The sequence below is a fragment of the Nodularia sp. UHCC 0506 genome (assembly GCF_034931045.1).
Classification (GTDB): domain Bacteria; phylum Cyanobacteriota; class Cyanobacteriia; order Cyanobacteriales; family Nostocaceae; genus Nodularia.
In genome coordinates this window covers 36,563-49,123 of sequence record NZ_JAYGHH010000034.1, presented here as the reverse complement: position 1 = coordinate 49,123, position 12,561 = coordinate 36,563, and the positions used below count along the sequence as shown (strand labels likewise).

The following is a 12,561-nucleotide window of genomic DNA, read 5'->3' as shown; positions in this document are numbered from 1 at the left end:
TTGACGATTAATTTTAGTTTGTGTAGAGCGTCCTTTTTGGCGATCGCGTTGATTATGAATATTAATACGTCTTTTTTCTTCATACAAAATTATTGATTCACCTTTTTGTCTAAAATATTGTTCACCTATAAATTTAGGTGTCTTCAGTTCGTCTTTATCTTGTTCAGTACTCCAATTATAAACCCTATTTAATTCTAAATCTTTATCTTTAAATAAACACCGAGGCACAGGTAAAGTTCGTTTTCCTTCCTGACTTAATAAATAAGCATTCAAATATTGAGTCTTACTAGAATCAAAAAATAACCTTTTAACTTCATCATTATTCAAATCTAAATCTAATATTTTATGCTGTTTCATATAACGTCCAATAATTGCACCCCTAATCATACTACCAGGAATAAAACTATAGGATACATCACTATTTGGATCACCCTGAAAAGACGTTGCTAGTAATGGTTGTTGTGTATGTAATGAAAATATAATAGCTTTCATTTAATTCTCTCCTGAAATTGTTGCAAATAAATTTATATAGTCATGGGTTATATTCTCATCTGAACTATTATGTAAAGTACACCGTACACACCCACGTCCTCTGTTTCTGCCACTTCCTATATGTCTTAGAGCTAGTGTACCCACAGATAAAAGTGATAAAATTTCATTGTTTGGTTCACTTTGAAAATGTAAATCTGTGGTAAATTCCAAACCTCTTATTACTACACGAAATGATCTTAAACTACCCTTAACAGATACTCCTGATTCATCATCAATTCCAGTTTGGCGGCGAATTGTAGTTAATGAATCTATAACTTCCTGAGTAGTTAAGGTGGGAGATTCTTGTTTAAGTTGCCATCCTACAGATTGACGTAAATCATTTGGTAAACAAGCATCTCCTACGTGCATGATTCCCATTGTTTTTAAATCACTCCCAGGAATACCAAATAAATCACAGGCGATATTTTCCCAATATGAACGATGTTGATTAGATGAAATTGTTGATATTAAATTATCACATTCTTCACTTAATAAACCTTTCAATGTTCGTCCCTGTAAGTAAGGAAAACCAAAAGCATCATGTTGTACTTCCTGGTCAATTAAACCTGCAACACCATCACCTCTACCAAAGGTAGTATCACTCAATATTTGAATTTTTAATTGATATTTATTCACTTATTACCCCCAGCGAGATATAAAAATCCATTGCTTCTATTGCATCGAAATAACCACATACCCCACTTAACCAGCCTTTTTCAGCTAGTTGTTCACTTTGACTACCAGATTCGGGGAATCTTGGTAAGTTTGGTAAGTTGTAACTATTAATGAAATCTTTAACTGCCTCTTCAGAACCTGATCTTAAAATTTCTCGTAAAGCCATAACTTTATTTTTACGATCTTTCCAATCTTTTCCTTCTTTAAATTCTTTAACCACTTCCGTAATAAAATCCCAAGTTCTCCACTCACTATAATGAGGATTTAAACGCACAGGACGCATTGCTAAATTATTATCAATATTTACCTGATACTCACGTTGACGAATTTCAGAGATTGAACCGATTAAACCACTTGCTGCTAAATGCCAATCAAGTGCAGAAAAATAATCAAGAGAATATTTTTTTCTCGAATCTTTCACAAATTTCTTGGCTTCACCACATAATTGTTCACTAATTTGATATGCTCTAGCAAAAGGATGGTGAGCTTTTACTACAGAAATTCCCGCACAAGCTGTTAAAGGTTGATTATCAGATACAATTTGCTTTTCAAATTCTTTCAGAAATAAAGCTGCTAATTCAATACCTAGTCTTCCTTCGCAAAGAAAAGTAATATCATCACCTCCATATACTAATGGACGAAACGGAAGATAGTATTTAGCATTTAGTTCAAACTCTCCCAATTTACCTATAACTTTTCCTTTTTGAATTGCCTTAATAAGAGCTTCAGTGACAGCTTTTAGGGCATTCAATCCTGCTTTATCAACGCTATCAGAAAATGCTCGAATATCATCAATATACCCTCGGTTACTTTTGCCTTTACCCTGTTCCCGAAATCTATTTCCCATTCCATTACCATCAGCATGGACAATTGCTACATAACTAGATTCATTCTTTGTCCTACCCAGATGATCTGTTCGATATGGAAATTTATAAATATTTGGATCAACAACTTCTGAAAATTGGCTTTGTAGATGTTGATTTGCTTGTTTTACAGCTTCTAATTTACGCTTTGTTTCCGTAGAAATAAAGTAGCTATCAACTTCCTCATCATCCTCCTCATAATTAATATAGTTACGACTCTCATCTACAGCAGGTAGTTGAGTTGAATTACAAGTAGCAGTTACTCCTAAAGCTAACAATGGTACTGAAGGAACTCGTTCATGTTTCTTACAAGTAATCTTATCTTTCTTCAAATCCTCAACAATATCACGTAAATTGTTGTCTTCCCATATAAAATTAGCGTGAGCAACCAAAAGATTAATACCAAATGCTTCTTTTAAGACTCGCTGACTCAACTTTTCTGTAAATTTGATAGCAAGTTCATCTGATCTGAATATAATTAGTGCATTACCACCTGCTGCATAGATTAATTCAGCATCAAATCCACTTGTTTCTATTGGTTCTCTTTGAAGATTTTTTGGAATCTTTAACTCCTCCTCTAAAATATCTTTTATCCATTCACTCGTAGCCTGGGATAATAAATAGGATGCTCCTATATTTTCCCTAAGACGGTTACTATTGAAAATGTATTTTTGCTTACCAGTGGTATCAATAACTGTAATCGTAAATTGCTTCATTATGCTGCTTCCTTATCTTTTTGGCTAATCCAATCAGCAATATTTTTAGATAAATCAGTTAAATGTTCACATCCAAAGACTGCTATTTTTTTCTGATCTAATAAATTTCCAATCTCTGCTTTAATAGAATCTGGATCATTAGAACAGCAAATAAGTATCACTCTTGCTTCATCTCCTCCCATTTGTCTAGCTCTTAAATAAGCCTCAAAAAGTTTTTGTTTACATAAATCTCTTTTACTAGTTGTTGAACAGGAAATTGCAAAAAGTTGATAGCCTCGTGTAAACGCAACATCAAATTCAAAACCTTTCTCAGTTCCTTCTAAGGGTATCTTAAATGTCATCCCATAATTTTTATTGATAAATTTATCAGCACTTATTTTTTTCACTTCCTCTAACACATAATGTTCTAACCATAAACCATCCAACCATTCACAAAAATTTTTCAATTTTGCAAATGAGTTTGTTTTTTGAACTTGTTTTAATGAAAGTTTATTATCTATGAGGAAATTTTCTTCTTTAAAAGCTGTAACCATTTCCTCTGGTAATTTTTCTATAGATACAGATACTTCCATTAAATCAGTTTTGCTTCTCCAATCCGTTGAACCATTAGGTTTTGTTCTTCGTCCTTGATTACAAAATTCTTTATAAAATCCACTAAACCAAGAGTTTCTTGTGCTTTCATTACTAAATAAATTAGCCATCGCTCTAGATAAATTTGGTAATTTAGCTTCTTTATCAGGTGTGTTGGTTAAATTTAGACGATGTAAATTGAAAAGTTTTATTAAATCTACTTCTAATGTAGTAGGCTTAATTTTTATACGTTCTCTTTCTCCCTTTTCGCTATCTATACACATCTCCAAATTACGCGGATCTAGATAAGTAAAAATAATATTTTCTCGCTGCTTATACTTTTTATTATTACTTCCATTGTTCTCTTTGATTTCTTCATAAAATAATGTTCTATAAGAATGTGCAGACATGGCTTTCGTGCCACCTGTGTAATTTAAACCAATGATTCCATTAGTTAGTTTCTCTAGTTTTGTACTAATTTCTGTACTAATGTAATGAGCATCAGATTCATAATCTTCAAGGCTGATTAATTCCAAATCTTTTAAATTATTATTTTCTTCTCTGAGAATAATTTGTAGATTGTTTGCAGTTTCGTATGTATCTCTTGTATGCACTAAATAAACAGTTCCATCCTTATTCACTAAAAGTTTTGCCGCCACATAATTAGGTAAAGGGTTTTCACCTATCAGTAAAAATAGATGGTCAACTTTATAGTTATCTAACTCTGATGTACTCATAATGTCTGATATATCCTTGTGTCAAAATTTCTATTACCAGTATACATAGCCTTGGAAATACCCCCTTCCAATAGCTGCTACATTGGAAAGCACACCCGAAACCCATTGATCCTCAGTGAATATACTCTCAACTACCTTCCCATTTCCCAACATCTTACAGCAGTTAGCCAATGGCTCTCTTGATCAAAGTCACAATCTGACTCGTGCTATTCGGCTGTGGGTATTGTTACATTGGCTCTATAGTGACCAAGGACAAGCGGCTACTGGTAGCACCTTTACTTATACTGACTGGCGACAAGCTTTTTTTACTGAAACGCACAAAGATGAAAAACAAGCAGACATAATTAACCATCAAGATCCTAACTGTGCTTGTCTCAAAACTACCAAACAATGGTTATTAGAATTGGAAGTACCTATAGACGAATGGCGAAATTCCTTACAACAGGAAATACCTGTATATAATTCGGATTTAGCAAAACTGGTAGAAGAAATCCTCAACGAACGTTTATTTGCTCAAGTTCGCAAGTCACTTCAAAGCGATTTAGATTTATTAGTCAGCAAAAAATGCTTGCAACGAGTAAATCATGTGTCTGGTAGAAGTAAATATTACCATAGAGTAGATGTATTACCACTTTCTACAAAATCAGAAAATCTTGGATATGAAACCAATTTAAGCAATGAAAAACAAGTTTATTTAGCTGGAACTTTAGGTATGTTTAGTTTTCTTGACCCTAGTTTACCTTTACTAGCAGAACAAATCTCAGAAGAGGAAGTAGATGAAGATAATCATCGAGTATTTTTGTATGTTGATTACGTAGTACCTGAATCTAGTCCAATACAAGATGCAGTAGACGAAATCCAAAGTGATTTGCAGTCTCTTTGGGATTCAGGACAAATTCAGCCTTTACTTTTGACTTATCTTAGCGCCCATCAAAATAAAATCAAGGAGTGTGTTGTTTATCCGGTTTGTATTTATTTTATGGAACGTGCTAAATACTTATGTGCCTATGGCAAGACTCCAAAAGGTGATATAAACTGGTATAAGTATCGTTTAGATAGGATTATTTCTAAACGCTTAGAAGTTTTAGATTGGCAAGATAATCGTGTTCCACAATTTTTAAAAGATAAATATCAAGATAATCAACTACCAACCCCTAAAACAGTCAATAAAAAATTAAAGGAAGCTTGGGGTTGTGATTTTTATAAAGAAAAAACATTAATGATATTGCGGTTTGACCAAAATTTTCATCAAAACTATATCCAAGGAATTAATATACACGAAATATTTAAACCTGTTACTTATGAACAAGCAAAAAAAATAATTCGACAAAAGACACAAAGTTCACAGCAGCATATTTTAAAGATTATTGAATCTCGCTCAAGTGATGATGCTTATTACCAAGTATATTATCGAAACACAGATTATTACGTAATTAGATGGTTACGGGCTTTAGGCTCGAAAGTAGAAGTTTTACTACCTTGGCAATTAAGACAAGAAATGTTGCTAGAACTCCAAAATACTGGGAATTTGTATACATAGGGTTTTACAGCCATAATTTCCGAAACTGATCCATACTTCCAAGACAATTTAGTTGCTATCGATGAAATTTAAAAATTATCATACCTACCCAAAAAAGATTTCAAGGATAGCGCCTAAGTGTAACAATGAATAAAGTCGAGCTAAGAAGATGTTTGTTTCCACTTATCTAAGACATCTTTAAAGACGAGTTCTTCTATCCAAGTTTTTGCAACTACCGCCAAGGGTAACGCCATGATTAATCCCAAAGCACCGAAAAAGCCGGCAAAAAAGAGTTGTGCTGTGAGGGTAAACGCTGGTAACAATGACACTTGTTTGGCCATGACTGTGGGAGTTAGCCAGTAGCTTTCTATATTTTGAATGATCAGGTATAGAATTAAAACTGCGATCGCTTTCCAAGGTGCATCCAGAAAACCGATAGTCATTGGTAAAATTACGCTTAAGGTGGGGCCAATATTAGGGATAAAATTCAATAATCCTGCTAGTACAGCATGAGCAAGTGCCAAAGGTACTCGTAATATTAGCAACCCCAAACCACTTAAAAAGCCAATAAACAGCATTGTAATCAAAGCACCTACTGTCCAGTGTCCCAAACCTTGGCCACACAAAGTAAGAATTTCTTCCACCCGATGGCGGTAAAATGAGGGGAAACAGCGTACAAAAACCTTACGATAGGGTTGGGGATTAACTAACAACATCAAAGTTAAAACTATTACTAGTAACAATTCTAAAGCCGCAGTCAATCCAGTTGAGAAGAAGGTGAGGGCTTGTCTAAAGAGATTTTCACTTAATGGCTGAAGTTGTTGCAGTAAATTGTTAATATCTGGTAAATTTGTGATGTATGGTCCAATAATCGTGCCTTCTAACCAAGTGATCATCTGTTGAAACTGGGCTACTCCAATGGGAAACAACTGCACTAATTCCTCAAACTGGTCGATAAAAGGTGGCACAATTAACACGAAGCAACCAATTAACACAATCAGGACAATCAGTACACTCAGCCACACAGCCCAAATTCTCTGCACCCCAGACCTTTGAAACCTCTGGACTAGTTGGCTAATGGCTGTTGCTAACACAATGGCTGTAAATAAAAGTAACAATAATCGGCGAATTTCCCAGAGAATATAAAGAGAGATAACCAGTGCAAAAAATCCCAGTAATTGCCCAATTTTCATACTTTATTTTCCTTTAATATCTATTTAATAAATATAAAATCTCAAACCAAGAGTAAGAATATTTTACCAGTGCAGCAACACTTATTCTCATAATATTTATCATTTCCAGAAATAACTGTAATATCTGAGTTAAATCATTATTGCCAGCAATGTGAAAACACAACTTATTTAAGAAATTATATCAAACGATAGATGTGCAATTAATGATTAATTTCTATTGGCAAATAAATTAAGTATGAAAAACCAATTATCCCAGATTTTATGGTTTATCGGCGCAGCAATGACGCTGGTTGTCACTGGATGTGAACAGTTAGTTGAGTCTTTACCACCTTTACCTAGAGTTGAGATCCCATCAGGTAAGTCGCCACAACCACTACCACCCACCCAATCGGCTACAACTAACCAAATGGAGATTGCAATTCGACAACGTATTAACGAAGTACGTCAAGATGAAGGACTCCAGCCTTTAGAGCATAATGAGAAACTAGCACAGGTTGCCCGTAACTACAGCCGACAAATGGCAGAAAAAAACTTTTTTAGTCACACCGGCAATGATGGCAGCACTCTCCAAGACAGAGTACAGGCTAGTGGTATGATTTATTGGGTAGTAGGTGAAAATCTCTTCAAAAGTACGAATGTTCCTCAACCTGTAAAAGTAGCAGTTGATGGTTGGATGGAAAGTCCCGGACATCGGGAGAACATTCTCCGTCCAGTTTTTATAGAAACGGGTGTAGGAGTTTGGCGAGTTAACAATACCTATTACATTACTCAGTTGTTTATGCGGCGTTAAAACAAGTGAGTGAAGAATTTATCAGCAAGGCTGGAGATATTAACCGAATTGCTTACACCCTTCTCCGGTATAAGTTTTTGGTGTGTGTCTTGGCTGCTAGACTGATTTTTTAGGTGTGAAACTTCAGATTAATTCTGTCTGAGGGTGGTAATAAAACTATTGACATAAGTGTAAAACAGTAAGGTATAACTTAAATTTACTTGTTTAATATTTATACTTTTTTGGTCTATTTAATCTGTCCCTTTATAAGCAAAATACGGTTACAAAACCCTGGATTTTGTCTATTTTATTTGGAAGGATTAACTTATTAGATAGATAAAATAAAATCTTAGGTTGGCGGCATCAATTATTTATGAAGTTCGCAATTTCGTATTGCTTCAATTTGCTGTCTATTGCACTTTAATCATGAGATTGGAATTAAATCTATGGCATTTTTTGGCTATCACGCCTCTCACGAGCAATTTAAGCCCAGCGCCCTTTTAGAATACGTCCAAGCAGCGCATCAAGCTGGATTTAGTCGCATATCTTGTTCTGATCATTTTCATCCGTGGAGCGATCGCCAGGGCGAAAGCGGTTATGCTTGGTCTTGGCTAGGTGCAGCTATGCAACAGACACCCCTGAATTTTGGTGTGGTTTGCGCCCCCGGACAGCGCTATCATCCAGCGATTATTGCTCAAGCTGCGGCGACTTTGAGTGAAATGTTTCCGCAACGGTTTTGGTTAGCTGTAGGCAGTGGACAGGCTTTAAATGAGCAAATTACAGGGGATTTTTGGCCGGCGAAAAATGTCAGAAATATGCGCTTGCGAGAATGCGCTGAGATGATCCACGCTCTGTGGACTGGTGAAAGTGTAACCCATTACGGTTTGGTGAATGTGGAACAAGCAAAGCTTTATACCAAGCCAGCAATAGCACCATTGATGATTGGGGCTGCAATTACTCCAGCAACTGCGGAATGGTTAGGAAGTTGGGCGGATGGATTGATTACTATTTCTCACCCTTACGAAAGCTTGCAGGAAGTGGTAACAGCATTCCGGCGGGGTGGTGGTGAGGGAAAGCCAATGTATTTAAAAGTACAGCTTTCTTATGCAGAAAATGAAACTATAGCCCTAGAGGAAGCTTATGATCAATGGCGCACAAATATTTTTCCAAGCTCTATATTAACAAACCTACGTCATCCCCAACAATTTGAGGCGATCGCCCAATTTGTCAAACCAGAAGATATGTATAAATATGTGCGAATTTCCGCCAATCCCCAACAGCATATTGACTGGCTTAAACAAGATATAGAACTAGGTTTTAACGAAATTTATCTGCACAACGTTAACCGCCAACAGCAAAATTTTATTGAAATTTTTGGTAAACAGGTGATTCCAGCACTTGAAAAAGACTCAGGGGAGCAGGGAGCAAGGGTGAGTTTGAAACAAAATAGCACTTATTCACTCTGCTTAACCCCGGATTTCTCTTCGTTGAAGATATTAATTAAGGAATAAATCTGCAATTATGCGCGTCACTGTCGGCCCACCCATTTTAATGATTAATCATGGTAGTACCTTTATGGCCACTGACTTGGCTGGAGCAATCAATCCCTATAGTCATTTAGGAATTTTTTCAGACGATACCAGATTTTTAAGTCATTATGCTTGCTACGTTGATGGTAGCCCTTGGATTCGCCTGACTTCCACCACCACAACATATTATGCGGCGCGGGTTTATCTGTTAAATCCTCAGTTTACTTCTAAACAAGGCAAAATTGCTCAAGGTGACTTATCCTTAATTATTAGCCGGACAGTAGAACAGGGAATACATGAGGATTTAGACATTACAAATCATGCCTCTCATCCTGTCAACTTTAATCTAGAAATTGCCCTTGGTTCCGACTTTGCCGATATCTTCGAGGTAGAATCACAGCAATGTGTGCGTCGGGGACATATTGAAACGAGATGGCGTGAACCAGAAAATCAGTTAGAAACAAGCTACAAAAACGACACATTTTACCGTTGTTTAATTTACAAACCTTGTAACTTTACATCCCAACCCCACTATGCAAACGGTCGCATTACCTTTGAAATATCATTAGAACCGAGTCAAACTTGGCACGCCTGCTGTAAATATCATCTGATTGATCATAAGCACCTGCGTGAAGCAGTTGATTTTTGTTATGAAAACATGATAAATCCCATCACCATCAATACAGAAATAGAAAGATTGCATTGTCAATGGCGAGACTCGGTAACTGGTATTGTTTGCGGTAATGAAGATGTAATGAGACTTTATCGCCAGTCAGTTGAGGATTTAGGTTCATTGCGATTATATGATTATGACTTTGAACCTGATATTTGGCTACCAGCCGCAGGTGTCCCCAAATTTGTGACCCTATTTGGGCGTGATAGCTTAATTATCAGTCTGCAAAATATGATTGTTCATCCAGGTTTTGCACGTGGAGCGCTGCAAAAATTAGGACAGTTACAAGCGACTGAATTAGATAATTGGCGTGATGCTCAACCGGGTAAAATTCTCCATGAAGTCCGCCAAGGTGAATTAGCACATTTTGCCAAAGTTCCCCATACACCTTACTACGGTACTGCCGATGCCACACCTTTATTTCTGATTACTTTGCATGAAACTTGGAAGTGGTTGGGAGATGATTCACTGTTGCAGAATAACCGGGATAAAGCATTGCGTTGTCTGGAATGGATTGATAATTATGGAGATTTAGACGGTGATGGATTTCAAGAGTACCAAACGCAATCATCAAGGGGAATTGAAAATCAAGGTTGGAAAGATTCCGGTAATGCAGTTGTCTATCCAGATGGAAGTCAAGTAAAAGCACCAAAGGCATTATGTGAATTACAAGGCTATGTGTTTGATGCTTGGATGCGAATGGCAGAGGTGTTTGATGTTTTAGGGGAAGGAAATTTTGCCCAAGAATTACGCACTAAAGCTGCTAAACTACAAGTAAGTTTTGAAGAGCATTTCTGGAGTGAAGATTTAGACTGTTATGTTTTTGCTTTAGATCCAGAAAAGAAACCAGTGCGATCGCTCACTTCAAATGCAGGTCATTGTCTATGGAGTGGTATCGCCAGGACTGAACGTGCCGCCCGTGTGGTAAAGCGGCTGATGCAACCAGATATGTGGAGTGGTTGGGGTATTCGCACTTTAAGCACCGAAAACCACGCTTATAATCCTTATTCCTATCACTTAGGTTCAATTTGGCCTCATGACAACGGCATCATTGCCATGGGATTTAAGCGTTATGGTTTCGTTACAGAAGTAGCCGCAGTTGCTCATGGTATTTTTGATGCTGGAAAGTATTTTGCTAGTTATCGTTTACCAGAACTTTTTGCAGGAATTAAACAGGAACCAGGAGCTTTCCCAGTTCCTTACATAGAAGCCAACGTGCCTCAAGGCTGGGCTGCTGCATCAGTTTTTCATCTGATTCAAGCAATACTGGGTTTACAAGCCAATGCACCCCATCAGTTACTTTACATTGACCCCCATCTCCCAGCATGGCTACCGGAGATTGAACTCCAGCACCTAGAAATTGGTAATTCCCGTGTAGATTTGCAGTTTTGGCGTAAAGGTGAAACTACCCATTGGGATGCAGTAGTTAAATCTGGCGAGATAGAGGTGAAACAGCAAACTTGGCAACCGTGGAAAATTCATGCCCCCGGCCAATGATAGTGTTTTCCGTGAACAGTAAAGTTTATATAGGACTCCTATTTGAATTTTGATAGCTTGCGTGGCGTAAGCCATACAAAACGACCTATTCCTTGATTCCCTGTTCCCTACCTCTACGAGTAAATATGGCTACCCCACGCTACGCGAACATAAACCAAACCGGATTCCTATATGGCTATTACTTTTTGTTCATTACTGCTCTGAATAGCCGCTTCTATAATCTGCATCACATTAATTCCATCTTCCGCAGTGACAGGAATTGGCTGACCATCCACAATTGATTTGTACAATTCATCGTAGTATTTTAGATAACTACCCTGTAAGCTCTTGACTTTTTCTCGAATTACTTCGCCATCTTTTTCCGTATGCAGCCAGCCATATTCACTTTCCGGCTCTGTGTACCAATCAGATGTATTAGGCTTCATCCCCGCGCGTAAATTCTTTTCCTGTGCGTCAGCCCTGCTTTTGAGAAAAGAACCATGACTGCCATGTATGATATATGATGCTACAGGTTCGCGCACCAGGAAACTCGCTTTCAATTTCACCCGCAGTTTGTCATAGTACAATATCGATTCAAAATAATCTTCTATCTGCGATTTTGGTCTTGTAATTCGGATATCCGCAAAAACAGCATGAGGCATCCCAAATAAGACCAAAGCTTGGTCTATTAAGTGTGGCCCTAAATCTTTGATGATTCCTGATCCTGTCCCTGGAACTTCTAAATGTTGTTTAGGACTGAGTGTTGGCTTATATAGAACAAAATTAAATTCTGCCTCTACAATATTTCCCAGTACGTCTGACTGGATAATTTGTTTTACTGTTTGAAAATCACTATCCCATCTCCGGTTTTGGTATACAGATAATTTTTTTTGCTTTTCTCGTGCTAATTCTTGCAGTGCTTCCGCTTCTTTTACTGTTGTAGTGAATGCTTTTTCTACTACTACGTGCTTATCAGCTAATAAAGCCTGTTTAGTATATTCATAATGGGTGTAAGTGGGTGTATTTACTACCACTAAGTCTACTTCATCATCCGCCAGCAAAGCTTCTAAAGAAGGATAGCTGTTGACATGGGGATAATCAGCTTGGATCAGCTTCTTACTTCTTTCCCAAGCACCTGCTAGTTGAAATCCATGATGTAAATCAATGAATGGTGCATGAAACACCATCCCAGACACCCCATAAGCACAAAGAGCTGTATTGATCATCTTCATTTTTTGGTTAATTTATGGAAGTGCATCGGAACATAATTTCCCTCCCATTCCTCCCGACACATACCTCATGGGTTGATG

General features: G+C 37.1%; 9 protein-coding genes and 1 pseudogene. 4 read left to right on the top strand and 6 right to left on the bottom strand.

Annotation, left to right across the window (positions count from 1 at the left end):
* The 4 genes and pseudogenes from VB654_RS17445 to VB654_RS17430 form a co-directional block, all read right to left on the bottom strand.
* A pseudogene (locus tag VB654_RS17445) lies at positions 1-492 on the bottom strand (hypothetical protein); the annotation flags it as partial.
* Positions 493-1,167, bottom strand: coding sequence for an RAMP superfamily CRISPR-associated protein (locus VB654_RS17440; RefSeq protein ID WP_323215080.1), 675 nt, complete (start codon positions 1,165-1,167; stop codon positions 493-495).
* Positions 1,160-2,785: a Cas10/Cmr2 second palm domain-containing protein gene (locus VB654_RS17435; RefSeq protein WP_323215079.1), complete on the bottom strand. Its 1,626-nt coding sequence runs from the start codon at positions 2,783-2,785 to the stop codon at positions 1,160-1,162. Before VB654_RS17435 ends, VB654_RS17440 begins: the two co-directional genes overlap by 8 nt.
* Positions 2,785-4,092, bottom strand: coding sequence for a Card1-like endonuclease domain-containing protein (locus VB654_RS17430; protein ID WP_323215078.1), 1,308 nt, complete (start codon positions 4,090-4,092; stop codon positions 2,785-2,787). The genes VB654_RS17435 and VB654_RS17430 overlap by 1 nt, the downstream gene beginning before the upstream one ends.
* A gap of 115 nt (positions 4,093-4,207) precedes the next feature.
* Here VB654_RS17430 and VB654_RS17425 point away from each other — a divergent pair, with 115 nt between their 5' ends.
* Entirely contained in the window at positions 4,208-5,632 is a 1,425-nt protein-coding gene (locus VB654_RS17425; RefSeq protein ID WP_323215077.1) for a TIGR03985 family CRISPR-associated protein, read from the top strand.
* A gap of 140 nt (positions 5,633-5,772) precedes the next feature.
* Here VB654_RS17425 and VB654_RS17420 read toward each other — a convergent pair whose 3' ends face one another.
* Positions 5,773-6,804 carry an AI-2E family transporter gene (locus tag VB654_RS17420; protein WP_323215076.1) on the bottom strand — a complete coding sequence of 344 codons (1,032 nt, stop codon included), beginning with the start codon at positions 6,802-6,804 and terminating at the stop codon, positions 5,773-5,775.
* A 235-nt stretch (positions 6,805-7,039) separates the two neighbouring features.
* On the opposite strand from VB654_RS17420, the gene VB654_RS17415 reads away from it, so the two are divergent.
* The 3 genes from VB654_RS17415 to VB654_RS17405 all read left to right on the top strand — a co-directional run bounded on the left by VB654_RS17415 (position 7,040) and on the right by VB654_RS17405 (position 11,272).
* On the top strand, positions 7,040-7,594 hold the full coding sequence (locus tag VB654_RS17415) for a CAP domain-containing protein (protein WP_323215075.1): 555 nt from the start codon (positions 7,040-7,042) through the stop codon (positions 7,592-7,594).
* Between the two features lie 410 nt (positions 7,595-8,004).
* Entirely contained in the window at positions 8,005-9,084 is a 1,080-nt protein-coding gene (locus VB654_RS17410; RefSeq protein ID WP_323215087.1) for a TIGR03885 family FMN-dependent LLM class oxidoreductase, read from the top strand.
* Between the two features lie 10 nt (positions 9,085-9,094).
* Positions 9,095-11,272 carry a glycogen debranching N-terminal domain-containing protein gene (locus tag VB654_RS17405; RefSeq protein WP_323215074.1) on the top strand — a complete coding sequence of 726 codons (2,178 nt, stop codon included), beginning with the start codon at positions 9,095-9,097 and terminating at the stop codon, positions 11,270-11,272.
* A gap of 167 nt (positions 11,273-11,439) precedes the next feature.
* Here the strand turns inward: VB654_RS17405 and VB654_RS17400 are convergent, their stop codons facing one another.
* Entirely contained in the window at positions 11,440-12,477 is a 1,038-nt protein-coding gene (locus VB654_RS17400) for a Gfo/Idh/MocA family oxidoreductase (protein ID WP_323215073.1), read from the bottom strand.
* Positions 12,478-12,561: the final 84 nt, after the last annotated feature.